The sequence below is a fragment of the Streptomyces sp. NPDC093591 genome (assembly GCF_044764885.1).
Taxonomy (GTDB): domain Bacteria; phylum Actinomycetota; class Actinomycetes; order Streptomycetales; family Streptomycetaceae; genus Streptomyces.
Genome location: NZ_JBIWIY010000022.1, coordinates 51,026 through 77,020, shown reverse-complemented (window position 1 = coordinate 77,020; position 25,995 = coordinate 51,026). Strand labels below are relative to the sequence as shown.

Below are 25,995 nucleotides of genomic sequence, written 5' to 3'. Positions count from 1 at the left end.
CGCACGCCGCGGCGACGTCGACCCACCTCGTCGACCGTCTGCCGCGGGTCATACCTTCCTGACGACGATCGACTGCGGAACCAGACGCTCCAGATCGTCCACGTCCGAGGTGAAGGCGGTGACCTGCCCCTTCTGCCGTCGGGCAATGACGGCCAGTACCGCGTCGATGGCGTACTTGTGTCCGTGCAGCTTCGCGTCGGCCAGGAGCCGACGGGCCTGACGCGCCTCGTCCTTCCCGATCTCGGGAACGTTGAGGCGCGAGAGGACCCAGTCCCAGCGCTGCTCGGTGGTTCTGCCGTCGTATGCCTCGACCAGCGTCATTGGAGAGGTGACCACCTCGGCTTCGCCCCGCGCTGCGAGGTCCAGCCACGCGATCATCCTCCGGTCACCGCGCACGGCGAGGGAGAGTGCCTCGCAGTCGAGTACGAAGACGCGCAGCCGCGGCTTCCCGTGCTCACCGGCCCGCTTCTTCACGCGGCTTCTCCAGCATTGCGCTTGGCGGTGGCGTGGCGGCGCTCGTGCTCGGCGTCGAGGTCCGCCAGCGCCTCCAACGCCTCCGCGTGTTCGTCATCGGTGACCGGACCGTGTTCCTCCTGCAGCCAGTCCACGAACTCCCGCAGCCGGTCCCGGTCACGCTTGAAGCGCAGTGCCTCGGCGACGTATGCCGACAGGCCTCGCTCAGCTGCCTCCGCGCGGATCTCGTCAAGGAGATCCTCAGGGATGGTCACTGTCACTTTCCTGGTCGCCATACAAACCACCATACTCCAGGTGCCGAATGCCTTACTGTGCTGTCACTGCGACAGGCTGCCGTGCGACGTGCGCACCTGGCCGACCCGTGGCGCCCCGGTCCGGGCTCGGCCGGAGAGGGCTGTCGACGGTCAGCCAATTCATTGCATGACCACTGACAAGGGACGGAGCGGAGTGGGCGGTCAGGTGACTGTGGCGGGTCGTGGGCTGCGTGGAACACCTGTCTCGCGTGCCAGTCGCGATGGGTCGGCGCGATGGAGCGGATGCCCTGCTGAGGGCCGACGAGCGGACGGCCCGCGAGCGCTATGACGTGTTCGTGGGCGGCAGGGCTGTGGCCGACGAACCGACGCGGGCTACGTCCGCATCCGCAAGAACCGGCTCCGGCCCAAGTACGCCCATCGGCGCGGAGACAACCCGTGCGGCCGGAAGGCTGGCTACTGCCCCCAGAAGCAGCAGACCCGCCGCGAGCGCAAGTCCACCAAGTCCCGCGCCGGGCGTCGCACGGTCGGTCTGCCCGATCCTCTGATCAAGCTGCTCCGGCAGCACCAGGAGGTACAGGAGAAGGAGCGGATCGAGGCCGGTCCCGACTGGGAGGCCAAGGGGTACGTCTTCGCTTCCCCGACCGGCGGTCCTCTCAGCCCGAACACCGACTTCCCTATCTGGAAGCGTCTGCTGAGGGACGCAGGGTCCGCGACGGCCGTCTCCATGACGCTCGCCACACCGCCGCGACCGTCCTGCTGATCCTCGGCGTCCCGGACCTCGTGATCGACTCGATCATGGGTTGGGAGCCTGGGGGAGCGGCCCGGATGCGCGCCCGCTACATGCATGTGACGGGGACCATGCTCCGCGCAGTCGCGCAGCAAGTCGGCGACGCTCTCTGGGAGCTCCCGTAAACGGACTCAGAGATGAACTGCGACGGAAACTGAGACGGACAACGTCGAAGGGCCCCACCGCGAACGGTGGGGCCCTTCGACATCGTGCCCGGTGAGGCACTGGCGGAGGATACGAGATTCGAACTCGTGAGGGGTTGCCCCCAACACGCTTTCCAAGCGTGCGCCCTAGGCCTCTAGGCGAATCCTCCGCCGGAAACATTACATGACCGAGAGGAGTGCTCGCGAACTCGTTCCCCCAGGCCGTCATCGGGTACTCTTCGGGAAGCCCCTCACGCGGCGCTATCTGACTGAACTCCCCCAGGGCCGGAAGGCAGCAAGGGTAGGTCGGCTCTGGCGGGTGCGTGGGGGGCGCTTGCGTTCCCGCTGGGGGGTGGGGTTGTCAGTGGGCGCCTATAACCTCGTATGCGTGTCGTCTCTCGCGCTGTACCGCCGCTATCGCCCGGAGTCGTTCGCCGAGGTCATCGGGCAGGAGCATGTCACTGACCCGCTGCAGCAGGCGCTGCGGAACAACCGGGTCAATCACGCGTACCTGTTCAGCGGGCCGCGGGGCTGCGGCAAGACGACCAGCGCGCGGATCCTCGCGCGGTGTCTGAACTGTGAGCAGGGTCCTACGCCGACGCCGTGCGGCCAGTGCCAGTCCTGTCAGGACCTGGCTCGCAACGGGCCCGGTTCCATCGACGTCATCGAGATCGACGCGGCGTCCCACGGTGGTGTGGACGACGCGCGCGAGCTGCGGGAGAAGGCCTTCTTCGGGCCCGCGAGCAGCCGCTACAAGATCTACATCATCGACGAGGCCCACATGGTCACGTCGGCCGGTTTCAACGCGCTGCTGAAGGTCGTCGAGGAGCCGCCCGAGCATCTGAAGTTCATCTTCGCCACGACCGAGCCCGAGAAGGTCATCGGGACCATCCGGTCGCGGACGCATCACTACCCCTTCCGGCTCGTCCCGCCGGGCACGCTGCGGGACTACCTCGCCGATGTGTGCGGCCGGGAGAACATCCCGGTCGAGGAGGGTGTGCTGCCGCTCGTCGTGCGCGCGGGTCAGGGCTCCGTGCGTGACTCCATGTCCGTCATGGACCAGCTGCTCGCCGGAGCGAGGGAGGAGGGTGTCACGTATGCCATGGCCACCTCTCTGCTCGGGTACACCGAGGGGTCGCTGCTCGACTCCGTCGTGGAAGCCTTCGCGACCGGTGACGGCGCCGCCGCCTTCGAGGTCGTGGACCGTGTCATCGAGGGGGGCAACGATCCCCGGCGGTTCGTCGCCGACCTGCTGGAGCGGCTGCGGGACCTCGTCATCCTCGCCGCGGTGCCGGATGCCGTCGAGAAGGGGCTCATCGATGCCCCCGCCGATGTCCTGGAGCGCATGCAGGCCCAGGCCGGCACCTTCGGCGCCGCCGAACTGAGCCGTGCCGCCGACCTCGTCAACGCGGGGCTGACCGAGATGCGGGGGGCCACCTCGCCCCGGCTCCAGCTCGAGCTGATCTGCGCGCGCGTGATGCTGCCCGCGGCGTACGGGGACGAGCGTTCCGTGATGGCCCGGCTCGACCGGCTGGAGCGGGGCGTGAACTTCTCGCCGGCCGCGGGCGGTGGCATGCCCGCGATGGGGTACGTGCCCGGCCCCGACGCCCACGCGGGAGCGGCCGCCGCGCCGGTTCCGCCGGGGGGCGGTCCTGCCGCGGCCCGGGCAGCCGTACGGGCTTCGGGGTCGCCGGCGGCCCCCGCCGCACCGACTCCCGCCGCACCGGCCCCCGCCGCACCAGCCCCCGTTGCCGGAGCCGGTGCGCCCACGGCCGGCATGGGCGGTACGGCCGCTCCCGCTCCGGCGGGTCAGGGCGCGCCCACGGATCAGGCCCCGTCCGCGCCCTCGGCCCCCGGCCGCCCGCCGGCGCAGAGCGGCCAGCAGCCTCAGCCACCGCAGGCTCCGCCCGCTCCGGCGCCTGCGCCCGCACCCGCCGCACCGCCAGCGGCCTCCGCACCCGGGGCATGGCCCACCGCCGCCCCCGCAGGTGGCGGCCGGCGCCCCGGCGGCTGGCCCACGGCCACCCCGGCGGGCGGCGCCGCCCAGTCCCAGGCGGCACCGAGCGGCCCCCCCACGCCCCCGCCCGCTCCACAGCCCGCGGCGCCCACGCCCGCCCCCGGCGCAGGCGCAGCACCGGCCTACGCGCCCCCGAGCGGCGGTGTCGACCCCCGCATGCTCTGGCCCAACATCCTGGAGGCGGTCAAGAACCGTCGCCGCTTCACCTGGATCCTGCTCAGTCAGAACGCCCAGGTGACGGGCTTCGACGGCACCACCCTCCAACTCGGCTTCGTCAACGCGGGCGCACGCGACAACTTTGTGAGCAGCGGCAGTGAGGACGTCCTGCGGCAGGCGCTGGGCGAGCAGTTCAACGTCCAGTGGAAGATCGAGGCGATCGTCGACCCGTCGGGCGGAGGCTCGGCGCCCCCGTCGCCGGGCGGTTCGTCCGGCTTCGGCGGTGGTGGTGGCGCAGGCGGCAGCGGCGGATACGGCGGTGGTGGCAACAGTGGCTACGGCGGCGGCGGTACGACCGCCCAGCGCCCGGCCCCGCCCCAGCCGACGCCCTCGACACCCACCCCGCCGCCGGCGGCCCCCGCGGCTGCGGCACCGAACGCCGCCCCCGCCTCGGCACCCCAGCCTCCCTCCGCCCCGGAGCCGCGGCCCCCGGTGTCCATCGAGGACGACATCCCGGAGGACGACGACCCCGACCTCAACGAGTCGGCGCTGTCCGGCTACGAGCTGATCGTGCGGGAGCTGGGGGCGACGGTGGTGGAGGAGTTCACCAACGAGTAGCGAGGGTCCGAGGGCTGCCGCGGGCCAGCGGCTCCGGCCCCGCCCCCAGGGGGACTCCGGCCGCCATGCCTCCAGGGAACTTGGAGGAACGTACAGGTCACGAACCCCCGGCCCCTCATCGCCCCGCACAAAAACCCCGTTAGGCTGACCCCCGTGAAGGTCCTCGTCATCGGTAACGGCGCCCGCGAACACGCCCTGTGCCGCTCCCTGTCCCTCGACCCCGACGTCACCGCGCTGCACTGCGCCCCCGGCAACGCCGGTATCGCCGAGGTCGCCGAGCTGCACCAGGTCGACGCCCTCGACGGCGCGGCCGTATCCGCGCTGGCCACGGAGCTCGGCGCCGGCCTCGTGGTCGTGGGGCCGGAGGCTCCACTCGTCGCCGGGGTCGCCGACGCCGTACGCGAGGCGGGCATCCCCGTCTTCGGGCCCTCCAAGGAGGCGGCGCAGCTCGAGGGCTCCAAGGCGTTCGCGAAGGACGTGATGGCGGCGGCCGGGGTGCCCACGGCACGGTCGTACGTCTGCACCACGCCCGACGAGGCCGCCGACGCCCTCGACGCCTTCGGCGCTCCGTACGTCGTCAAGGACGACGGTCTCGCCGCCGGCAAGGGCGTCGTCGTCACCGGTGACATCGAGGCCGCCAAGGCGCACGCCGCCGGGTGCGAGCGCGTCGTCATCGAGGAGTTCCTCGACGGCCCCGAGGTCTCCCTGTTCGCCATCACCGACGGCGAGACGGTCCTCCCGCTGCAGCCCGCCCAGGACTTCAAGCGGGCGCTGGACGGCGACGAGGGCCCGAACACCGGCGGCATGGGCGCGTACTCCCCGCTCCCGTGGGCCGACCCGAAGCTGGTCGAGGAGGTCATGGAGACGGTCCTGCAGCCGACCGTCGACGAGCTGCGCCGCCGCGGCACCCCGTTCTCCGGCCTGCTCTACGCCGGGCTCGCGATCACCTCGCGCGGCGTCCGCGTCATCGAATTCAACGCCCGCTTCGGCGACCCGGAGACCCAGGTCGTCCTGGCCCGCCTGAAGACGCCGCTGGCCGGCGTCCTGCTGGCCGCCGCCAAGGGCGACCTCGCCGACCTGGCGCCGCTGCGCTGGAGCGACGACGCCGCGGTCACCGTGGTGGTCGCCTCGCACAACTACCCCGGCACCCCGCGCACCGGCGACCCGATCACCGGCCTCGACGAGGTCGCCGCCGAGGACGCCCCGCACGCCTACGTCCTGCACGCCGGCACCAGGCGCGACGGCGACGCCGTCGTCAGCGCCGGCGGCCGCGTCCTGTCCGTCACGGCGACCGGCAAGGACCTCACCCAGGCCCGCGACCGCGCCTACAAGGCCGTGGCCCGCATCGAGCTCGACGGCTCCCAGCACCGCACGGACATCGCGGCGAAGGCGGCGGCGGAGGCGTAGAAAGCGCCCGCGCGCCCACCGCATCCGGACAATCCGCCCCGCGCGAGACAACCCCTCAGGCCCCGAATCCGTCTCAGGATTCGGGGCCTGTCCCTACCTGGCTCAGGGCCGGGATCAGGGGCCTGATCCTCGCTGTCCGTCATCCACCTTTCCCCAAAGCCATTCCATCGAGTGACCGCTGCCCCATCCGGCTGACGTGGGCCGGAGCCCCAACTAGGGTGCGGCGCAAGCGTTCCGGCACTTGGCCCACCGGCATTGCGATGTCAGTGGCGGGTGCCACAGTGGGGGAGTGAGCAAAGCCAGGACAGTTCGGACAGCCAGGGCAGTGGGGAGGGGGTGAGGTCCGGCCGTGACCGTTATCGGTGTGGAGGTGGGTGCGCAGTCCGCGCGCGCCCGGGCCCTCGCGGTGCTGCGCATCCGCAGCCGCGCGCTCGCCGTCGCCCTGCTTCCCGCGGCGGTCGCCGTGGTGCTGCTCGTCGGCGCCTCCACCGGCCACCTCGTGGGCCCGGGCTGGCACGCCGCCCGCTGGGTGGTGACCCCCCTCGCCGTCCTCGTCCTGCTCGCCGCCGCCGGTATCGCCCTGGTCGTCGCCCGCGCCCGCCCCGCCGTCAGCCCCACGGTCCCGATAGCCGAGGAGCAGGCCCCGGACCTGTACCGGATGGTGCGTGACCTCGCCGACCGCCTCGGCGTCCCCGCCCCGTCCGCGATAGCGCTCACCCCGGACTGCGACAGCTGGCTGGAGGACCGGACCCACCCGTCCCACGGCCCGCCCCCGGCCGAGGACCGCGACGAGCACGAGGTCAACGGCCTGCGCGGCGGAAGCACGCGCGCCGTCCACCGCCGTACGCCCGCCGCCCCCGTCCTCGTCATCGGCTCCCCGTTCCTGTGGTGGATGCGCGTCGGCGAGCTGCGCGCGGTCCTCGCCCCGGTCGTCGCCGGTACGGGACCTTCCGCGCACCCGGACATAGCCCAGGCCCGGCGCTTCGTCCGGGGCCTGGACGCCGCCGTGGCCGTCGCCTCGACGCGCGGCCGTTGCCCGGGGTCGCGGGCGGTGTGCGCGGGCGTCGGCTGGGTCGCGCGGCTGCTGCTGCGCAGTTGCCGGGAGCACGCCACCGAGATGGAGCGGGGGGTGGCCAGCGCTGCCGCCGAGCGTGCACAGGCTGTGGATTACGGACTGCGGATCGTCGCCCAGGAACAGGTCGGGCTGGCGTACGCCGGCTGGGACCGGCTGCTCACGCGCGTGGCGCTGCCCGCCTGGCGGATGGGCCGCTGGCCGTCCCGGCTGGACGCGGGCGTCGTCGCCGCCCTGACCGAGCTGTCCCGCCGTGACCGCCTGGCCGAGGGCTTCGCGTCCCGGCTGGGCGAGCGGCCCGCGTGCGACCTGCTCGAGGAGCCCGGCGTGGTCGACGAGGCGGCCTCACTCCTCGCGGCCCGCCTCTTCCACGGCGGCCCGGCCGAGTCCGGACCGGACTGGTCCCCGGTGGACTGGCAGGAGTACCCCGAGGAGGTGGTCGACCGTAAATGGCGCACCGACGCGGCCCGCCTCCACCGTGTCCTCGACGCCCTCGGCGTCCGCCGCACCACCGACGGCACACCCTCGGAGGCGAGCGGCCCGACCCTGGCCCGCGTCATGGACCACCTCGCGGCCGACCACCTCTCGGCCCCACCGGACGCCAGGACCGCCCGGCCCGCCGACCGCCATGCCGCCCCTACCCCCTCCGCCCCGCCCCGCCCCCCGAAGCCGCCCAAGGCCCCCTACGCAGCCATGTCCGAGGACGCCTCCCCCGACGACCAGGAAACCGAGCGAAGCTCCGCTCTCGCCGCCGGTCTGACCGCCGAACTGGCCCGCGAGGAGGCCGCCGCGCCCGCGGAGCAGACGGCGTCCCCCGACCCCGGCAGCACCCTTCTGGACATCGGAGCGCTCCCCCTTTTCCCGCTCCAGCCGCCCCGCACCGCCCGCGAGTTGCTCACCGACCACGTCACGGCGATGGTGTGCTGCGCCGCGATGGACACCGCGGGCGCCGCCCCAGGTCTGGACTGGCTCGACGGCCCCACGCTCCTCATCGACGGCGAGAGAGCGGCCGACCTGACCCCCAGAGTCCTCAGCCTCATCGAGGACGGCGACCCGGTGCCGCTGCGCGCCTGGCTGGTGGAGTCGGGGATACGCCCGGAGAAGCCGGTACGTCTGGTCTGACGGCTGTTTCAGGCCGTAAGCGGTCGGAAGCCCCGGTTCCACTTTCGGCCAATTCGCAACGAATAGTGACAGCATGCGTGCGGAATGTGATGTGCTGGGATCGATAGCGCACATGGCAAGGGCTTGCGACATACGACAGTCGCACGAAAGCCCGCGTCACATGACAGAAACCGCAAGCACGCCGCAGGTGCAGCGCAAGCACATGCAAGCGCGTACGGCGCTCGCACCACACACAAACGCTCGATGCACGACCACGGGGGAACGAGGGAGGGGTATGGCCATGGGGTCGGAGCAGATCCGCCGCTGGGAGTCGGGGGCACTCGCGCATGCCGTGACGGACCCCTTCGGCCAGGGCCCCGTCCCCTGGCTGCGCGGCAACGTGACGTACTTCGACGACACCGGCCAGGTCGTCCCCTGGTACGTCGACGGCCAGGCCCACCCCCCGACCGCGGACACCCCGAGGGTCCCGGCCCCCCGCAGCGCCGGCCCGCGCTCCGCCGACGACGTCCACCGGCAGATCAAGGGCTTCACCTCGACCGGCGCGGTCGCCCCCGGAGAGGCGGTCGACTTCCACATCACCGTCGACCCGCCCCAGGAATTCGCCGTCGACATCTACCGCATCGGCCACTACAGCGGGGACGGCGCCGCCAAGATCACCACCAGCCCGCGCCTCTCCGGCATCGTGCAGCCCCCGCCGCTCACCGCCGACCGCACGGTCTCCTGCCACCACTGGTGGCTGTCCTGGCGCCTCCAGGTCCCCTCGTACTGGAGCATCGGCGCCTACGTGGCCGTTCTCACCACCGCCGACGGCTACCGCTCCCACATCCCCTTCACCGTGCGCGACAAGCACCCCGCGGACCTGCTCCTGCTCCTCCCCGACGTCACCTGGCAGGCCTACAACCTCTACCCCGAGGACGGCCGTATCGGCGCCAGCCTCTACCACGCCTGGGACGAGGACGGCCGCCTGCTCGGCGAGGCCGACGCCGCCACGACCGTCTCCTTCGACCGCCCGTACGCGGGCGCGGGCCTGCCCCTGCACGTCGGCCACGCCTACGACTTCATCCGCTGGGCCGAGCGCTACGGCTACGACCTCGCCTACGCCGACGCCCGCGACCTGCACGCGGGCCATGTCGACCCCACCCGCTACCGCGGCCTGGTCTTCCCCGGCCACGACGAGTACTGGTCGACGAACATGCGCCGCACGGTCGAGCTCGCCCGCGAGAACGGCACGTCCCTGGTCTTCCTCTCCGCCAACTCCATGTACTGGCAGGTCGAGTTGGGCCCCTCCCCGTCCGGCGTGCCCGACCGCCTGATGACCTGCCGCAAGCGCCAGGGCCCCGGCCGTCCGGTGCTCTGGCGTGAAATCGACCGTCCCGAGCAGGAGGTGATCGGCATCCAGTACGCGGGCCATGTCCCCGAGCCGCACCCCCTGATCGTCCGCAACGCCGACCACTGGCTGTGGGAGGCGACCGGCGCCCACGAGGGCGACGAGATCGCGGGCCTGGTCGCCGGCGAGGCCGACCGCTACTTCCCGCGCACCCCGCTCCCGGACCACGACGAGCGCATCCTGCTCGCCCACTCCCCGTACACCGACCGCGAGGGCGCCCTCCGCCACCAGGAGACGTCCCTGTACCGAGCCCCCTCCGGCGCCCTGGTCTTCGCCTCCGGAACCTTCGCCTGGTCCCCGGCACTGGACCGCCCGGGCCACGTCGACGCCCGCGTCCAGCGCGCCACCGCCAACCTCCTGGACCGCATCTGCAAACGTGACTGAGCTCACGTACGCCCACGTCACCGCCCCTTTCGACCCCACCCCACTCCCAGGGCGATCCCCGGCATACGGGAGAATCGAGCCATTGGCCCGCCCGTCACCCACCACCACCCTGTTCGAGCCCTGCGGGCGCCCCTTTGTCTTCAACCACGGGGAGGAACCGTGTCCGGATTCGTAGAAAAGCCCGAGCCGCTCCAGGTTCCGGGCTTGGTACACCTGCACACCGGCAAGGTGCGCGAGCTGTACCAGAACGAGGCGGGCGACCTCGTGATGGTCGCCAGCGACCGCATCTCCGCCTACGACTGGGTGCTTCCCACCGAGATCCCCGACAAGGGCCGCATCCTCACCCAGCTCTCCCTGTGGTGGTTCGACCAGCTCGCCGACCTGGTCCCCAACCACGTGCTCAGCACCGAGGTGCCGGCCGACGCCCCCGCCGACTGGGCGGGCCGCACCCTCGTCTGCAAGTCGCTCCAGATGGTCCCCGTGGAGGCCGTGGCCCGCGGCTACCTCACCGGCTCCGGCCTGGTCGAGTACAACGAGTCCCGTACCGTCTGCGGCCTCGCCCTCCCCGAAGGCCTCGCCGACGGCTCCGAGCTCCCCGCCCCGATCTTCACCCCGGCCACCAAGGCGGCCGTCGGCGAGCACGACGAGAACGTCTCCTACGAGGAGGTCGCCCGCCAGGTCGGCGCCGACACCGCCGCCCAGCTGCGCCAGGCGACCCTCGCCGTCTACTCCCGCGGCCGGGACATCGCCCGGGACCGCGGCATCATCCTCGCGGACACCAAGTTCGAGTTCGGCTTCGAGGGGGAGACGCTGGTCATCGCCGACGAGGTCCTCACCCCGGACTCGTCCCGCTTCTGGCCGGCCGACCAGTGGGAGCCGGGCCGCGCGCAGCCGTCGTACGACAAGCAGTTCGTCCGCGACTGGCTGACCTCGCCGGCCTCCGGCTGGGACAGGAAGAGCGAGCAGCCCCCGCCGCCGCTGCCCCAGGAGGTCGTGGACGCGACGCGGGCGAAGTACGTGGAGGCGTACGAGCGCCTGACGGGCATGAGCTGGAGCTGACGCCCATGACAAAGGCCCCGGTCGATGACCGGGGCCTTGATCTGGAGCGGACGACGAGGCTCGAACTCGCGACCTCAACCTTGGCAAGGTTGCGCTCTACCAACTGAGCTACGTCCGCACTGCGCCGTGGCGCGAGAGCAACTATACCCAACCTCGCTCCCGCGCGAGACGTACCGCCGCGTGCCGGTTCTCCGCCCCGAGCTTGGAGACGGCCGACGACAGGTAGTTCCGCACGGTCCCCTGCGACAGCGCGGCCCGCTCCGCGATCTCCGCGACGGGCGCCCCATCGGCGGCGAGTTCCAGCACCTCGGCCTCCCGTGCGGTCAGCGGCGAGTCCCCGGCGGCGATGGCGTCGGCGGCCAACTCGGGGTCGACGTAACGGTTTCCGGCGTGCACGGTACGGATGATCTCCGCGAGCCGCTGAGCGCTGAAGGTCTTCGGGACGAACCCCCGCACACCCGCCTCAAGGGCCCGCTTCAGATGCCCGGGCCGCCCGTGACTGGTCACGATCAACACCTTGCAGCCGGGCAGTTCGGCGCGCAGGGATGTGGCGACCTTCACACCGTCCGCGCCGGGCATCTGAAGATCGAGGACGGCGACATCGGGTTCGTGCGCGAGGGCCATCGCCAGTGCCTCCGGCCCGCTCGCCGCCTCGGCGACGATCACGAGGTCGTCCTCCAGGGAGAGCAGCGTGGCGAGCGCACCCCGGATCAGATGCTCGTCGTCGGCGAGCAGCAGCCGTACGGCTCCGGTCATACGGCGGCCTCCCGCACGCCCGCTCCCGCCAACGGCACCTCGGCGACCAGCCGGAACATCCCCTCCTCGACGCGGCCGGCAGCCAAGGTGCCGTCCACCGCGGCGAGCCGCTCCCGCAGCCCGGCCAGCCCGGAGCCGCCACCCCCGTCGGCGGCTTCGGCAGCCCCGTCGTTCTGCACCGTCAACACCACGCGCCCCTCCGACACCCGCACTCCCACCGCGCACCGCCCGGCATCCCCGTGCCGCAGCACATTGGTGGTCGCCTCCCGCACCACCCACGCCAGCGCCGACTGCACCTCGGCGGGCAGCCCGGCCGCCTCCCCGGTCACCTCGCACTCGATGCCGGCCGCCGTCAACACGCCCTGAGCACCGGCGAGTTCGACCCCTAGGTCGGCCTCCCGGTATCCCCGTACGACCTCCCGCACCTCGCGCTGCGACTCCTGCGCGATCCGCTGCACCTCGATCATCTGCTCCACGGCCTCGGGCCGCCCGCGCCGCGCCAGCTGCACGGCCAGCTCGCTCTTCAGCGCGATGACCGCCAGATTCCGGCCCATCACATCGTGCAGATCCCGCCCGAACCGCAGCCGCTCCTCGGCGACGGCGAGCCGGGTCCGGGTCTCGCGGGCCTCGTCGAGTTCGTAGACGGCGTTGAGGAGCCAGACGGAGAAGACGGCGCTGAAGGCCATGAACCCGCCGCCGGCCAGCACCGCCAGCACGCTGAGCAGGGCGGCGGGGGCGGGCACGCCCAGCGGGAAGCCCACGAGCCCCGCGCCCGCCGCGAAGCCTCCGACGGTCGCGTAGACGCGCCGCCGACTGCGTATACCGAGCGCGATGATGCCCGCCCCGTAGACCAGTACGACGCCGAAGAGCCCGCCCGCGGCGGAGTCGACGTCGTCACCGCGCGGACCGTACTCGGAGACGACGAGGGCCGTGACGGCGACCGCGGCGGTGACGGCGCCGAGCGTCCACAGCAGGCGTAGGGGCTGCTCACGGCGGCCCCGCACCCAGTCCAGGGCCCGCGACACGGTCAGCGCGCAGAGCGCCGCGTGCGCACACACCATGAGCAGCAGCCAGCCGCCCAGCGTGGACCCGACCGCGCCGGTGATGGCCGGTCCGACCGCGAGAACCTCGATCACCGCGAAGGAGTGGAACGACCCCCGGGTGTACGTCTCGACCTTCTCCGGCGTGCTCTTGCGCCGCCACCATCCCCCCGCCTTGGGCATGTCCCCGCTCCCCGTATGTCAGCGCCTGGGTTCCCATCGGAACCACCGCCGTACAGCAAACACGCCCAGGACCGTCCAGGCCAGCGCCGTGAGTACGGCGCCCAGCGCCTCGTACGCCGACAGCTCCCCGGTCCAGCCGCCCCGCACGAGCGTGATCACCGGGGTCAGCGGCAGCAGTTCGCACACCGAGGCCACCCGGTCGGGCAGGACCTCCAGCGGGACGGCCATGCCGGAGCCGAGCATCGAGACCATCATCACGGGCAGCGTGGTGACCTGGGCGCTCTCGGTGGTGCGGGTGAACGCCGAGGTGACCGCCGCGAGGGCGGCGCACAGCACGAGACCCAACGGCAGCGCGATCACGGCGAGATAGGGGGCGGGGGGCGCGGGCAGGTCGAGGAGGACCGCGCAGCCGACCGCCAGGAGGAGGGACTGCACGAGGCCCGTGGCGACGGACGGCAGCGCGGACCCGGCGAGTATCTCGGTGTCCCGCAGCTCACCGGTGCGCAGCCGCTTGAGGACGAGTTCCTCGCGCCGGGCGGTGAAGACGCCGACGAGCGCCCCGTACACCGCGAAGAGCAGCGAGAACCCGACCGCGGCCGGCAGGACGACGGTGCCGGGGGTGAGCCCGGCCTCCTCGAGGTCCATGTCCTTGGTCGCGGACCACACGCTGAACGGCAGGACCAGCGGCACGAACAGGGCGGCGACGAGCGTCCCCCTGCTGCGCCCGAGCAGCGTCAGCTCGGCGCGGGCCAGTGCCGTCATCCGGCCCGCCGGAGTGGTGACCGTACCGCTCATGCCGCGTACTCCTTCGCCGTCTTCTCCGCCGCGCCGGACGCATCCCGCGCGATCCTCAGGAACGCCTCCTCCAGCGAGGCCGACCGCACGTCCAGGCCGCGCAGCTCCACCCCGGCCCCCTCGGCCCACACCAGCAGCCGGGTCGCCGCCCGCTGCAGCTGATGGGTCCGCAGCCGTACGACCCGCCCGTCGGTCTCGTGCCCGCTCACCCCCAGCTCGCCGAGAGGCGGCAGGTCGCCCAGGAAGTAGCCCTCGGGCAGCTCGAAGGTGATCCGTGACGGCTGGGTCGCCGTCACCTCGGCCGGTGTCCCCGCGGCCGCGATGCGCCCCTCGTGCAGTATCGCCAGCCGGTCGGCGAGGCCCTCGGCCTCCTCCAGGTAGTGCGTGGTCAGCAGCACGGTCGTACCGGCGTCGCGCAGCCCGCGCACCAACTCCCAGGTGTCCCGGCGCCCTTCGGCGTCGAGGCCGGTCGTCGGCTCGTCCAGGAAGAGCACCTCGGGATCCCCGAGCAGCGCGAGCGCCAGATCCAGGCGCCGCCGCTCACCCCCGGACAACTGCTTGACGCGTACGCCGGCCTTTCCCGCGAGTCCGACGAGCTCCAGCACCTCACCCTCGGGCCGGGCCCCGCTCACACACCCCGCCCACATCCGCGCGGTCTCGGCGACGGTCAGCTCGGACGGAAACCCGCCCTCCTGCAGCATCACCCCGGTCCGCGGCCGTACGACGGCTCGCTCGGTGCGGGGATCGTGCCCGAGCACCCGCACCCGTCCCCCGGCCGGCCGGGCGAGCCCTTCCAGCAGTTCCACGGTCGACGTCTTGCCCGCACCGTTGGTGCCCAGTAGTGCGAAGACCTCGCCGCGGGCCACGGAGAACGAGATTCCGCGCACCGCCTCGAACCCGCCCCCGTACACACGCCGCAGGTCAGTGACCTCAATCACGTGTTCGTGTCCGTCGATGTTCATGACATCAGCGTCCCGGCGGCGGGAGCCCGGCAGCAGTGCGCGCTGTCACCACTCCGCATGACAAATGTCAGGCGGACCGGTCGCGCGGATACAAGAAAGACCCCGGTCCATTGGACCGGGGTCTCATTCCCGAGCGGACGACGAGGCTCGAACTCGCGACCTCAACCTTGGCAAGGTTGCGCTCTACCAACTGAGCTACGTCCGCATTGCCCCCGACCGGCTCTCACCGATCGGTGCGAGCACCAGCCTACCTGATCCACAACAGTGGTCGGACCGGCGGTGCAGAGCGGGTGACAGGAATTGCACACTGCGCCTTCCCCCTGGAAGGGGGATGTTCTGCTACTGAACTACACCCGCATGCTCGGCGAGCTGGGCTTTTCTGCCCCGCCCGGCGGCGTGCTCCAGACATTAGCTGATCGGCAGGGGGGTAGCGCAAGTCGGTTGTCGCACCGGCCCAAGTCGGCCGCCCCCAAGGCCCGCTGACGGACCCTGAGGGCAGCCCTCGGGCCGCCTCAGCGCGCCGAGGCGAACGCCTCGTAGACCTTCTTGGGGATGCGGCCGCGGGCCGGCACCTCCATCTTGTTGGCCTGGGCCCAGGCCCGGACGGCCGCCGGGTCCGGGGCGACCTCGGTCTGCTTGTACGTCTTGCCTGACTTCGACCGCTTGCGGCCGGCCTCCACGTACGGCGCGAGCGCCTTACGCAGTTTCTTGGCATTGGCTTCATTCAGGTCGATCTCGTACGACTTGCCGTCGAGTCCGAAGGCGATCGTTTCCGCCGCTTCTGAGCCGTCGATGTCGTCAAAGAGAGTGACCACGACCTTCTGCGCCACGAATATCGGTCCCTTCGTACGGCACGTTGACAATTCATTTGTACCGTGCCCGACAATGCATTGTGAAGTTCGACTAAATCCTCCCGCGTGTCAAAAATCAAGGGGGAGCGAAGCGACTTCGATTGAAGGGTGGTGGCGGGAGACGGGCGGGCGCAATAGGTATCGGGTGTCGATCCGGGATCTTTTCCGGAACTTTTCGTCGATGGAGGCACTTGCTCCGGATCGTGACTGGCATCACGTAGCTTCCTACAAGTCGACGCGCGTAGAAATTTTGTGCAGGTAGTCTGAAACCACTGCAGGAACCTGCATCAGCACCACACCACCGGGAGTGCACGTGGCACGCGTCGTAGTCGACGTCATGCTCAAGCCGGAGATCCTCGACCCCCAGGGCCAGGCGGTGCAGCGCGCACTGCCGCGGCTGGGTTTCGAAGGCATCTCCGACGTACGTCAGGGAAAGCGTTTCGAACTGGAAGTTGACGGGCCGGTCGACGAGGCCGCCCTCGCCCGCATCCACGATCTTGCGGAATCCTTCCTCGCCAACACCGTCATCGAGGACTTCACCGTCCGGGTCGAGGAAGTCGCGGAGGCCGTGAAGTGACCGCTCGTATTGGCGTCGTCACTTTCCCGGGCTCTCTCGACGACCGGGACACGCAACGTGCGATCCGGCTCGCGGGTGCCGAGCCGGTCGCCCTGTGGCACAAGGACAAGGACCTCAAGCAGGTCGACGCGGTGGTTCTGTGCGGCGGCTTCTCCTACGGCGACTATCTGCGCGCCGGGGCCATCGCCCGCTTCTCGCCGGTGATGGACACGGTCATCGAGCAGGCGAAGGCCGGTCTGCCGGTCCTCGGCATCTGCAACGGCTTCCAGATCCTCACCGAGGCCCACCTCCTCCCGGGCGGGATGCTCGGCAACGACCACCTGCACTTCATCTGCCGTGACCAGAAGCTGCGGGTGGAGAACGCGGACACCGCCTGGACGACCGACTACACGGCCGGCCAGGAGATCCACATCCCGCTGAAGAACATGGACGGCCGCTATGTGGCCGACCAGTACACGCTGGACAAGCTGGAGGCCGAGGGCCGGGTGGCGTTCCGCTACCTGGACTTCAATCCGAACGGCTCGCTCAACGACATCGCCGGCATCACCAACGAGGCCGGCAACGTCGTGGGCCTGATGCCGCACCCGGAGCACGCCGTGGAGCCGCTCATCGGCACCGGCCGCACCGACGGCCTCCCCTTCTTCACCTCGATCCTCAAGAAGCTGGTCAACGCATGAGCCGGACGCCTCTGGACACGGTCGAGCACGCGGCCGCGACCCCCGACGTCGAGCTGCCCTGGGCCGAACTCGGTCTGAAGAAGGACGAGTACGAGAGGGTCGTGGAGATCCTCGGCCGTCGGCCCACCGGTGCCGAGCTCGCCATGTACTCCGTCATGTGGTCCGAGCACTGCTCGTACAAGTCGTCGAAGGTGCACCTGCGCCAGTTCGGCGAGAAGGCCCCGCAGAGCGACGCGCTGCTCGTCGGCATCGGTGAGAACGCCGGTGTCGTCGACGTCGGTCAGGGCTACGCCGTGACCTTCAAGGTCGAGTCGCACAACCACCCGTCGTACGTGGAGCCCTACCAGGGCGCGGCCACGGGTGTCGGCGGCATCGTGCGCGACATCATCGCGATGGGTGCGCGGCCGGTGGCCGTGGTCGACCCGCTGCGGTTCGGTGCGGCCGACCACCCCGACACCAAGCGCGTGCTGCCGGGTGTCGTCGCCGGCATCGGCGGCTACGGCAACTGCCTGGGCCTGCCGAACATCGGCGGCGAGGTCGTCTTCGACGCCTGCTACCAGGGGAACCCGCTGGTCAACGCCGGTGCCATCGGTGTGATGCGGCACGAGGACATCCACCTGGCGAAGGCGTCCGGCGCGGGGAACAAGGTCATCCTGTACGGGGCCCGCACGGGTGGTGACGGCATCGGTGGTGCGTCCATCCTTGCCTCCGAGACCTTCGACGACGCCAAGCCCTCCAAGCGCCCGGCCGTCCAGGTCGGCGACCCCTTCCAGGAGAAGCTCCTCATCGAGTGCACCCTGGAGGCCTTCAAGGAGAAGCTGGTCGTCGGAATCCAGGACCTGGGTGCGGCCGGTCTTTCCTGTGCCACCTCCGAGCTCGCCTCCAACGGCTCCGGCGGCATGCGCGTGACGCTGGACGACGTACCGCTGCGCGACTCCACGCTCTCGCCCGAGGAAATCCTCATGAGCGAGTCGCAGGAGCGCATGTGCGCGGTCGTGGAGCCGGGCAAGGTCGACCGCTTCCTGGAGATCTGCGAGAAGTGGGACGTCATCGCGACCGTCATCGGTGAGGTGACCGACGGCGACCGCCTGGAGATCTACTGGCACGGCGGCAAGATCGTCGACGTCGACCCGCGCACGGTGGCGCACGAGGGTCCGGTCTACGAGCGCCCGTACGCCCGCCCGGAGTGGCAGGACGCCCTTCAGGCGGACGACGCCAACAAGCTTGCGCGGCCCGCGAGTTCGGCGGAGCTGAAGGACCAGGTCCTGAAGCTGGTCGCCTCCCCGAACCAGGCCTCCAAGAAGTGGGTCACGTCCCAGTACGACCACTTCGTGCAGGGCAACACCGTCCTCGCCCAGCCGGAGGACTCCGGCATGATCCGCATCGACGAGGAGACCGGCCTCGGCGTCGCCATCGCGACGGACGGCAACGGCCGGTACGCGAAGCTGGACCCGTACCACGGCGCCCAGCTGGCCCTCGCGGAGGCGTACCGCAACGTCGCCACGACCGGCGCCAAGCCGCTCGCCGTCTCCGACTGCCTGAACTTCGGTTCGCCCGAGGACCCGGCGGTGATGTGGCAGTTCGCGGAGGCGGTGCGCGGACTGGCGGACGCCTGCCAGCAGCTCGGCACCCCGGTGACCGGCGGCAACGTCTCCCTCTACAACCAGACCGGCGAGGTGGCCATCCACCCCACCCCGGTGGTCGCGGTCCTCGGCGTCATCGATGACGTCGCCCGGCGCACGCCGGTCGCCTTCCAGGAGGAGGGCCAGCTGCTGTACCTCCTCGGCGACACGCGTGAGGAGTTCAGCGGCTCGGCCTGGTCGCAGGTGATCCACGACCACCTGGGTGGTCTGCCCCCGCAGGTGGACCTGGAGCGCGAGCGCCTGCTCGCCGAGATCCTGATCTCCGCCTCCCGCGACGGCATGATCGACTCCGCGCACGACCTGTCCGACGGCGGTCTGATCCAGGCGGTCGTCGAGTCGGCGCTGCTCGGCGGCAAGGGCGCGCGTCTGGTCGTACCGGACGGGCTCGACGCCTTCACCTTCCTCTTCTCCGAGTCGGCGGGGCGCGCGGTCGTCGCCGTGCCGCGCTCCGAGGAGGTCCGCTTCAACGACATGTGCGGTGCGCGGGGTCTGCCGGCCACCCGCATCGGTGTCGTGGACGGCGACTCCGTCGACATCCAGGGCGAGTTCGCGCTCACCCTGGAGGAGCTGCGGAAGGCCCACGAGGAGACCATTCCGGCGCTGCTCGCCTGAGTTTTCCGTACCCCCGAAGCCCCCGTCCGGTCCGCCGGGCGGGGGCTTCGTCGTGCGCCGGCCCGCGCGCCCCGACTTCTGCTTGCACGTAATTACGTAGTTCCGTAATATCGGGGCGTGGAACTTGAGCAACGCGTCGCCGACCTGGAGCGACGGCTGGCAGCCCTGGAGAACGCGCAGCCCACCGCTCCCCGCCTCGGTGAGGGCGACTTCTGGGCCCTGCAGGGCTTCAAGGAGCAGTTGGCCCAACTGAGAGCGGCCGATGGCGGGGTGCTGTTCACGGGCGCCGTGCGGCTGCCGACCGGAGAGCAGTACGAGTGGCAGCACGGGGCGCTGACCGAAGGGCTGCTGGACGACGACTGGACCGAGGCCGCCGAGTCGTTCGCGGCTCTCGGCCACCCGGTCCGGCTGCGGCTGCTGCGCGAGGTCATCGGCGGCCGGCGCACCGCGGCCGAACTCGCCGAGCTGGACGAGGTCGGCACGACCGGCCAGATCTACCACCACCTGCGCCAACTGACCGGCGCGGGCTGGCTCCACACGACCGGACGGGGACGTTACGAGGTGCCGCCGGGGCGGGTCGTACCGCTGCTGGTGGCGCTGTCGACGGCCCGGCCGTGACGCGAAGAAGACATAGCAAGGGGGAACGATGTCCGCACGCAAACTGGCCACCCTCACCTACCGAGGGCTGCAACTGACCTTCCTCGGCCTGGTGATCGCCCACTTCTCACTGGATCTCCGGTATCCGTGGTGGTGGAACTTCCTGCCGATCGTCCTGGCCTACGCCCTCGTCATCGTGGTCAACCGGTGGGGCGGCACCCCGGACAGCCCGCGCGCGGCCCGCGAACCCGTCGAGGTGGCCCCGCCCGTCACCGGCCGCTGGACCGCGCTGAACAGCCCGGCCGACCGCACGCCGAGCCACGGCACGCACGCGTACGGCCAGACGTTCGCCATCGACGTCGTCGCCGAGCCCGAGCCCGGCGCCCGCCCCGGTTTCCGCCCGCTCTGGCCGCTCGCCCGCCGCAACAGCGCCTTCCCCGCCTTCGGCGCCCCGCTCCTCGCGGTCGCCGACGCCACCGTCGTACGGGCCTCGGACGGGCAGCGCGACCACCTGAGCCGCACCTCGCTGCCCGCCCTGCTGTACCTGATGCTCGTGGAGGCATCCGTGCGCGACCTGCTCGGAGCCAAGCGGATCGTCGGCAACCACGTCATCCTCGACCTCGGCGACGGCACCTACGCGCTCTACGCCCACCTGCGGCGCGGCTCGCTCACCGTCCGCGAGGGCGACCGCGTGACCGTCGGGCAGCCGCTCGCCCACTGCGGCAACTCGGGCAACTCCACCGAGCCCCACCTCCACTTCCAGTTGATGGACGGCCCCGACCCGGACAGCGCCCGCGGCATCCCCTTCACCTGGCGCGGCATCGGCGTCCCGCGCAACAACGAGGCCTTTGAGGTGCCCACGGCGCAGTCGCAGCCCGCATAGGTCGGCATGATGATCATCGACGTCCACATCGACCGGAGATGAGCACCGTGCGCATACGCACCACCCTCGGGGCACTGCCCCTGGCGCTTCCCCTCGCGGGCCTCGCCGGCTGTGGGCTGACCGGACCTGCCGAGTACGGCACCGACGAGCGCACGGTGACCGCCGAGGTCGGCGAGGAGTTCACCCTGGAGGTGCCGGCCAGCCCCGCACTCGGCGAGAACTGGTACCTCGCGAAGCCGCGGCCGGACTCGGCCGTCCTGCGCTACGAAGGCAAGGGCGAGGACATCGAGGGCAGCCCCGAGGGCGTCGCCGGCGGCGGCGACGGCACCCAGCACTTCGATTTCACCGCGGTGGCACCCGGCAGGACCACGGTGAAGCTGCTGTACTGCCCGCACGGGCTGTGCCACAGCGCGGCCGACGGCACGGCGAGCCTGTCGCCCGGGGGCACCGCGTCACCCGTACCGTTCGCGACGGCAGCCGACACGGCCACCCCGGACGACACGGACAATCCGACCTACTACCTCTATACGATCACTGTCCGCTGATCGCCCCCATAGGCTCCCCTCCATGTCCCCGGCCAAGAAGCGCACCCGCACCTACGACCCCGCCAAGATCCGCACCGCGATCCTCGCCCAGTTCGGGTACGTACGTCAGGCCGTACGTACCCTGACCCCCGAGCAACTCGCGCGGCCCACCCGGCTGGGCGACTGGACCGTACGGGACCTGGCAGCCCACGTGACCATGGCCGTGGAGACCGTCAGCCGCAACCTCGACCGTGACGAACCGGCGAAGGCGGAACTCACCCTCCTGGACTGGCCCTTCGCCACCGCCGCCCGGGCCGGCGACATCGCCGACGGCACCCGCGAGCTCGCCGCCGCCAACCCGGACCTCGACGCCCTGTACGCCCGCACCGAGGAACGCCTCACGCGGAGGCTGGCGGACGCACCCGGCGACCGGCTCCTCGCCGCCCGTACCGGCGCGATGACCCTCGCCGACTACCTGGTGACCCGTACCGTCGAACTCGTCGTCCACACCGACGACCTGAACGCCGCCGTCCCCGGCCTCGACATCCCGTACGACCGCCAGGCCCTCGCCGCCTGCACCCGCCTCCTCGCCGACGCCCTCGCCGCGCGGGCGCCCGGCGGCTCGACCGAGGTGCGGATCCCGCCGTACGCCGTGGTGCAGTGCGTCGAGGGGCCGAGGCACACCCGGGGCACCCCGCCCAACGTCGTCGAGACCGACCCGCTGACCTGGATCCGGCTCGCGACCGGGCGGGTGGCGTGGCAGGACGCGGTGGCGGAGGCGAAGGTGAGCGCGAGTGGGGAGCGGGCCGACCTGGGCGGGCTGCTGCCGCTCCTGAGCTGACCGGAGTCCGCCCCGGCCAAGCGGAATCGCGCGGAACCAGTCCCGTGTCCCACCCGTCCCACCGGCATGAAGACACTCGGCACCCTTGGCATGGACAAGCAGCGACTGGCCGCCGCCCTCACCGCGCTGGCCCTCCTCCCGCTCGCCGCCGCCTGCGGCAGCGAGGACGCGGGCAGTGACTCGGTCGGCGCCGGCGCCTCGGCCTCCGTCACCGGCGCCTACTGGGCCGTCGACGCCGTGACCGTCGACGGCAAGAAGAGCGCCGCCCCGAGCAACGCCTACCTGCGCATCGCCGACGGCGGCGAGGTCAAGGGCAACCTCGGCTGCAACAACTTCGGCGCCGACGCCGCCTTCACCGACGACCACGTCACCCTCGACAAGCTGGAGTCGACCGAGATGGCCTGCGAGGACGTCCCCGCCGACTTCGAGCAGACCCTCGCCCGCACCCTCTCCGACGGCGACCTCACCGCCGAGGCCGACGGCGACAAGCTCACCCTCACCACCGCGGACGGCGACCGCGTCGCCCTCACCAAGCAGGAGGCCGCCCCGCTCAAGGGCACGAAGTGGACCATCACCAGCCCGGACGCCGACGGCAAGGCCCACCTCACCTTCGACGCGAAAACCGGACAGGTCAGCGGCAGCCTCGGCTGCAACAAGGTGAGGGCGACGGCGACGGTCAGCGACGGCCGTATCACGCTGGGCACCGCGTCCACCACCCGAATGATGTGCGACACCTCACTCATGAAAACCGAGAAGACCCTCCTCGCGCTCTTCGACAGCACGGTGAAGTACGAACTCGATCACCGCAACCTCACCCTGACCAGCGAAAACGGCGAACACGTCAACGCGGCCGTGGCCGAGTGATCCTTTACAGCCGCGTATCCCCAATTCGGACCAGTGGTCGATCTCGCCTACACTCGGTGGCGTGCCACGTGGTGACGGTCGACTCAATCACGATCTACTTCCCGGCGAGAAAGGCCCCCAGGACGCGTGTGGCGTCTTCGGTGTCTGGGCTCCGGGCGAAGAGGTCGCAAAGCTCACGTACTTCGGGCTCTACGCCCTCCAGCATCGGGGCCAGGAATCCGCGGGAATCGCGGTCAGCAACGGCTCCCAGATCCTCGTCTTCAAGGACATGGGCCTCGTTTCCCAGGTCTTCGACGAGACCTCGCTCGGTTCCCTCCAGGGTCACATCGCGGTCGGACACGCCCGCTACTCGACCACCGGCGCCTCCGTGTGGGAGAACGCCCAGCCGACGTTCCGCGCCACCGCGCACGGCTCCATCGCGCTCGGCCACAACGGCAACCTGGTCAACACCGCCCAGCTCGCGGAGATGGTCGCCGACCTGCCCAAGCAGGAAGGCGGCCGCACTCCGCGCGTCGCTGCCACCAACGACACCGACCTGCTCACCGCGCTGCTCGCGGCCCAGGTCGACGAGGACGGCAAGCCGCTGACCATCGAGGAGGCCGCCCACCAGGTCCTCCCGCAGGTCAAGGGCGCCTTCTCGCTCGTCTTCATGGACGAGCACACCCTCTACGCCGCCCGTGACCCGCAGGGCATCCGCCCGCTGGTCCTCGGCCGCCTGGAGCGCGGCTGGGTCGCCGCGTCCGAGTCCGCCGCCCTCGACATCGTCGGCGCCAGCTACGTCCGCGAGATCGAGCCGGGCGAGTTCGTCGCCATCGACGAGAACGGCCTGCGCACCTCCCGATTCGCGGAAGCGAAGCCCAAGGGCTGCGTCTTCGAGTACGTGTACCTGGCCCGCCCGGACACCGACATCGCCGGCCGGAACGTCTACCTCTCCCGCGTGGAGATGGGCCGCAAGCTCGCCAAGGAAGCCCCGGTCGAGGCCGACCTGGTCATAGCGACCCCTGAGTCCGGCACCCCGGCCGCGATCGGTTACGCGGAGGCGAGCGGCATCCCGTTCGGCGCCGGCCTGGTGAAGAACGCGTACGTCGGCCGTACGTTCATCCAGCCCTCGCAGACCATCCGCCAGCTCGGCATCCGCCTGAAGCTGAACCCGCTGAAGGAAGTCATCAAGGGCAAGCGTCTGGTCGTCGTCGACGACTCGATCGTGCGCGGCAACACCCAGCGCGCCCTGGTCCGCATGCTCCGCGAGGCGGGCGCCGCCGAGGTCCACATCCGGATCTCCTCGCCCCCCGTGAAGTGGCCCTGCTTCTTCGGCATCGACTTCGCCACCCGCGCCGAACTCATCGCCAACGGCATGACCATCGAGGAGATCGGCACCTCGCTCGGCGCCGACTCGCTGTCGTACATCTCCATCGACGGCATGATCGAGGCGACCACCATCGCCAAGCCGAACCTGTGCCGCGCCTGCTTCGACGGCGAGTACCCGATGGAGCTCCCGGACCCCGAGCTGCTCGGCAAGCAGCTCCTGGAGACGGAGCTGGCCGCCGGCCCGGCCGCCACGGCCGCCGCCGACGCGATCCGCCGCCCGTAGCCGGCCCCGTAATACCTGCCGTACGACACGAAGGTTCTCTACTGCCATGTCTGAGACAACTGGTGCCAGCTACGCAGCCGCGGGCGTCGACATCGAGGCGGGCGACCGCGCCGTCGAGCTGATGAAGGAGTGGGTGAAGAAGACCCAGCGCCCCGAGGTCCTCGGCGGCCTCGGCGGTTTCGCCGGCCTCTTCGACGCCTCCGCCCTCAAGCGCTACGAGCGGCCCCTGCTCGCCTCCGCCACCGACGGCGTCGGCACCAAGGTCGACGTCGCCCGCCAGATGGGCGTCTACGACACCATCGGCCACGACCTCGTCGCCATGGTCATGGACGACATCGTGGTGTGCGGCGCCGAGCCGCTGTTCATGACCGACTACATCTGCGTCGGCAAGGTCCACCCCGAGCGCGTCGCCGCCATCGTCAAGGGCATCGCCGAGGGCTGCGTGCTCGCCGGCTGCGCCCTGGTCGGCGGCGAGACGGCCGAGCACCCGGGTCTGCTGGGCGAGGACGACTTCGACGTGGCCGGCGCCGGTACGGGCGTCGTGGAGGCCGACCGGCTGCTGGGCCCGGATCGCATCCGTAAGGGTGACGCGGTGATCGCCATGGCGGCGTCCGGTCTTCACTCGAACGGGTACTCGCTGGTCCGGCACGTCCTGCTGAACCAGGCCGGGCTGGCCCTGGACGCACAGATCGACGAGCTCGGCCGCACCCTCGGCGAGGAGCTGCTGGAGCCGACGAAGATCTACTCGCTGGACTGCCTGGCCCTCACCCGCACCGCCGACGTGCACGCCTTCAGCCACGTCACGGGAGGCGGTCTGGCCGCCAACCTGGCCCGGGTGATCCCGGACACCCTGCACGCGATCGTCGACCGCACCACCTGGACCCCGGCCCCGATCTTCGACCTCGTCGGCAAGACGGGTCAGGTCGAGCGCCTGGAGCTGGAGAAGACCCTGAACATGGGCGTCGGCATGATCGCGATCGTGCCGGAGGAGTCCGCGGACGTGGCCCTGGCGACGCTGGCCGACCGAGGCGTGGACGCCTGGGTCGCGGGCGAGATCACGGACAGGGGCGACCACGAGACGGGCGCCGCCCTGATCGGTACGTATTCAAACTAACCACGCCGCCGGCTGAAGCCTTGCAGGCAGCACAGAACCCGGTCGGTGACCGAGGTCACCGACCGGGTGAGTGCTCAATGCAAAGTCAAGCGCCGCGACGCTGCTCCGAGGGGTCCTCGTCCTGATCGTCGTCGTCGTCCTCATAGAGGTCGGCGTACTTCGAGTACAGGTCGTCGTCGTCCTGCTCATCGTCCTCGAAACGATCGCCGTTCGGCGATTGATTCGACGTCGATGCGCCCAGCTCCTCGGCCAGGCGTGAGAGGTCTGTCCCACCGCTGTTGTACTTCAGCTGGCGGGCGACCTTCGTCTGCTTGGCCTTGGCCCGGCCGCGCCCCATGGCTCGACCCCCTCAACGACGGGGCTCGACGGCCCCAGAGTCTGACACGCGTTCATGATCCGGAACGGACTCTCCGTGGAGAGGCCGGTCCGTAGGGCTTCCACGGTACCTGAGCCCGCGCCCATACGGTACGTCGCCCGCAGCACAGGCGTGTGCACAGGACCTTCGAGGCGCCCTGTCCTCGCTGGTCAACCGCGATTTTAACCACTTATTGGCGGTCGACCCGCCGGTAAGAGTGAGAGTTCTCTCCAACTGCCCACCGGCGGGT

General features: G+C 71.0%; 23 protein-coding genes, 4 tRNA genes, 1 other RNA gene and 2 pseudogenes. 17 read left to right on the top strand and 13 right to left on the bottom strand.

The genetic code is table 11. From position 1 onward, the window contains the following. Positions 1–48 precede the first annotated feature (48 nt). The 3 genes and pseudogenes from ACIREI_RS38325 to ACIREI_RS38315 form a co-directional block, all read right to left on the bottom strand. Positions 49–474 (bottom strand): hypothetical protein, encoded by a 426-nt coding sequence (locus ACIREI_RS38325; protein WP_403343313.1) that lies wholly within the window; start codon positions 472–474, stop codon positions 49–51. Further along, entirely contained in the window at positions 471–749 is a 279-nt protein-coding gene (locus tag ACIREI_RS38320; RefSeq protein WP_403343310.1) for a CopG family transcriptional regulator, read from the bottom strand. Before ACIREI_RS38320 ends, ACIREI_RS38325 begins: the two co-directional genes overlap by 4 nt. A gap of 180 nt (positions 750–929) precedes the next feature. Further along, a pseudogene (locus ACIREI_RS38315) lies at positions 930–1,096 on the bottom strand (restriction endonuclease); the annotation flags it as partial. On the opposite strand from ACIREI_RS38315, the pseudogene ACIREI_RS38310 reads away from it, so the two are divergent. Continuing rightward, positions 1,096–1,640 (top strand): annotated as a pseudogene (locus tag ACIREI_RS38310) (tyrosine-type recombinase/integrase); the annotation flags it as partial. The pseudogenes ACIREI_RS38315 and ACIREI_RS38310 sit on opposite strands and share 1 nt — an antisense overlap. Before the next feature lie 100 nt (positions 1,641–1,740). Here the strand turns inward: ACIREI_RS38310 and ACIREI_RS38305 are convergent. After that, a tRNA-Ser gene (locus ACIREI_RS38305) sits at positions 1,741–1,828 on the bottom strand. 72 nt (positions 1,829–1,900) lie between these two features. On the opposite strand from ACIREI_RS38305, the gene ffs reads away from it, so the two are divergent. The 6 genes from ffs (at position 1,901) to ACIREI_RS38275 (ending at position 10,880) form a co-directional block, all read left to right on the top strand. After that, positions 1,901–1,999: signal recognition particle sRNA small type (gene ffs, locus ACIREI_RS38300), an RNA gene on the top strand. Positions 2,000–2,046: 47 nt separating this feature from the next. Next, on the top strand, positions 2,047–4,449 hold the full coding sequence (locus tag ACIREI_RS38295; protein WP_403343307.1) for a DNA polymerase III subunit gamma and tau: 2,403 nt from the start codon (positions 2,047–2,049) through the stop codon (positions 4,447–4,449). Positions 4,450–4,602: 153 nt separating this feature from the next. Further along, positions 4,603–5,856, top strand: coding sequence for a phosphoribosylamine--glycine ligase (gene purD / locus ACIREI_RS38290; RefSeq protein WP_403343304.1), 1,254 nt, complete (start codon positions 4,603–4,605; stop codon positions 5,854–5,856). A gap of 349 nt (positions 5,857–6,205) precedes the next feature. Further along, complete coding sequence (locus tag ACIREI_RS38285; protein WP_403343301.1) at positions 6,206–8,050, top strand: hypothetical protein; 1,845 nt, start codon at positions 6,206–6,208, stop codon at positions 8,048–8,050. Positions 8,051–8,330: 280 nt separating this feature from the next. Beyond that, positions 8,331–9,821, top strand: coding sequence for a N,N-dimethylformamidase beta subunit family domain-containing protein (locus ACIREI_RS38280; protein ID WP_403343298.1), 1,491 nt, complete (start codon positions 8,331–8,333; stop codon positions 9,819–9,821). Between the two features lie 159 nt (positions 9,822–9,980). Beyond that, a complete protein-coding gene (locus ACIREI_RS38275) occupies positions 9,981–10,880 on the top strand; it encodes a phosphoribosylaminoimidazolesuccinocarboxamide synthase (protein WP_403343295.1) in 900 nt (299 codons plus the stop codon). 42 nt (positions 10,881–10,922) lie between these two features. Here ACIREI_RS38275 and ACIREI_RS38270 read toward each other — a convergent pair. The 8 genes from ACIREI_RS38270 to ACIREI_RS38235 form a co-directional block, all read right to left on the bottom strand. Then, positions 10,923–10,998, bottom strand: a tRNA-Gly gene (locus ACIREI_RS38270). Positions 10,999–11,021: 23 nt separating this feature from the next. After that, entirely contained in the window at positions 11,022–11,636 is a 615-nt protein-coding gene (locus tag ACIREI_RS38265) for a response regulator (protein WP_403343292.1), read from the bottom strand. After that, entirely contained in the window at positions 11,633–12,859 is a 1,227-nt protein-coding gene (locus ACIREI_RS38260) for a sensor histidine kinase (protein WP_403343289.1), read from the bottom strand. Before ACIREI_RS38260 ends, ACIREI_RS38265 begins: the two co-directional genes overlap by 4 nt. Positions 12,860–12,877: 18 nt before the next feature. Then, positions 12,878–13,654: an ABC transporter permease gene (locus tag ACIREI_RS38255; RefSeq protein WP_403343287.1), complete on the bottom strand. Its 777-nt coding sequence runs from the start codon at positions 13,652–13,654 to the stop codon at positions 12,878–12,880. Continuing rightward, the gene (locus tag ACIREI_RS38250) at positions 13,651–14,616 is read right to left on the bottom strand and encodes an ABC transporter ATP-binding protein (RefSeq protein ID WP_403343284.1); all 966 of its coding nucleotides are present in this window, start codon (positions 14,614–14,616) and stop codon (positions 13,651–13,653) included. Before ACIREI_RS38250 ends, ACIREI_RS38255 begins: the two co-directional genes overlap by 4 nt. Before the next feature lie 132 nt (positions 14,617–14,748). Next, a tRNA-Gly gene (locus ACIREI_RS38245) sits at positions 14,749–14,821 on the bottom strand. 80 nt (positions 14,822–14,901) lie between these two features. Beyond that, a tRNA-Gly gene (locus tag ACIREI_RS38240) sits at positions 14,902–14,973 on the bottom strand. A 155-nt stretch (positions 14,974–15,128) separates the two neighbouring features. Next, complete coding sequence (locus ACIREI_RS38235) at positions 15,129–15,446, bottom strand: Lsr2 family protein (protein WP_403343281.1); 318 nt, start codon at positions 15,444–15,446, stop codon at positions 15,129–15,131. 334 nt (positions 15,447–15,780) lie between these two features. Between ACIREI_RS38235 and purS the strand changes: the two genes are divergently transcribed. The 10 genes from purS (at position 15,781) to purM (ending at position 25,390) form a co-directional block, all read left to right on the top strand. Then, positions 15,781–16,044 carry a phosphoribosylformylglycinamidine synthase subunit PurS gene (gene purS, locus ACIREI_RS38230; protein ID WP_010045045.1) on the top strand — a complete coding sequence of 88 codons (264 nt, stop codon included), beginning with the start codon at positions 15,781–15,783 and terminating at the stop codon, positions 16,042–16,044. Beyond that, positions 16,041–16,721, top strand: coding sequence for a phosphoribosylformylglycinamidine synthase subunit PurQ (gene purQ, locus ACIREI_RS38225; RefSeq protein ID WP_398811948.1), 681 nt, complete (start codon positions 16,041–16,043; stop codon positions 16,719–16,721). Before purS ends, purQ begins: the two co-directional genes overlap by 4 nt. Next, on the top strand, positions 16,718–18,976 hold the full coding sequence (gene purL / locus ACIREI_RS38220; protein WP_403343278.1) for a phosphoribosylformylglycinamidine synthase subunit PurL: 2,259 nt from the start codon (positions 16,718–16,720) through the stop codon (positions 18,974–18,976). Before purQ ends, purL begins: the two co-directional genes overlap by 4 nt. Positions 18,977–19,093: 117 nt before the next feature. After that, positions 19,094–19,594 carry an ArsR/SmtB family transcription factor gene (locus ACIREI_RS38215; protein ID WP_403343276.1) on the top strand — a complete coding sequence of 167 codons (501 nt, stop codon included), beginning with the start codon at positions 19,094–19,096 and terminating at the stop codon, positions 19,592–19,594. A 28-nt stretch (positions 19,595–19,622) separates the two neighbouring features. After that, a complete protein-coding gene (locus tag ACIREI_RS38210; RefSeq protein WP_403343273.1) occupies positions 19,623–20,456 on the top strand; it encodes a M23 family metallopeptidase in 834 nt (277 codons plus the stop codon). A gap of 38 nt (positions 20,457–20,494) precedes the next feature. Next, positions 20,495–21,001 carry a protease inhibitor I42 family protein gene (locus ACIREI_RS38205; protein ID WP_403343270.1) on the top strand — a complete coding sequence of 169 codons (507 nt, stop codon included), beginning with the start codon at positions 20,495–20,497 and terminating at the stop codon, positions 20,999–21,001. A 22-nt stretch (positions 21,002–21,023) separates the two neighbouring features. After that, a complete protein-coding gene (locus tag ACIREI_RS38200) occupies positions 21,024–21,821 on the top strand; it encodes a sterol carrier family protein (protein WP_403343267.1) in 798 nt (265 codons plus the stop codon). 90 nt (positions 21,822–21,911) lie between these two features. Continuing rightward, positions 21,912–22,685 carry an META domain-containing protein gene (locus ACIREI_RS38195; RefSeq protein WP_403343265.1) on the top strand — a complete coding sequence of 258 codons (774 nt, stop codon included), beginning with the start codon at positions 21,912–21,914 and terminating at the stop codon, positions 22,683–22,685. Between the two features lie 61 nt (positions 22,686–22,746). Next, positions 22,747–24,276, top strand: coding sequence for an amidophosphoribosyltransferase (gene purF / locus ACIREI_RS38190; RefSeq protein WP_403343262.1), 1,530 nt, complete (start codon positions 22,747–22,749; stop codon positions 24,274–24,276). A 46-nt stretch (positions 24,277–24,322) separates the two neighbouring features. Then, positions 24,323–25,390, top strand: coding sequence for a phosphoribosylformylglycinamidine cyclo-ligase (purM, locus tag ACIREI_RS38185; protein WP_403343259.1), 1,068 nt, complete (start codon positions 24,323–24,325; stop codon positions 25,388–25,390). 85 nt (positions 25,391–25,475) lie between these two features. On the opposite strand, the gene ACIREI_RS38180 is transcribed toward purM, so the two are convergent. Beyond that, the gene (locus ACIREI_RS38180; protein ID WP_301999475.1) at positions 25,476–25,727 is read right to left on the bottom strand and encodes a DUF3073 domain-containing protein; all 252 of its coding nucleotides are present in this window, start codon (positions 25,725–25,727) and stop codon (positions 25,476–25,478) included. Positions 25,728–25,995: the final 268 nt, after the last annotated feature.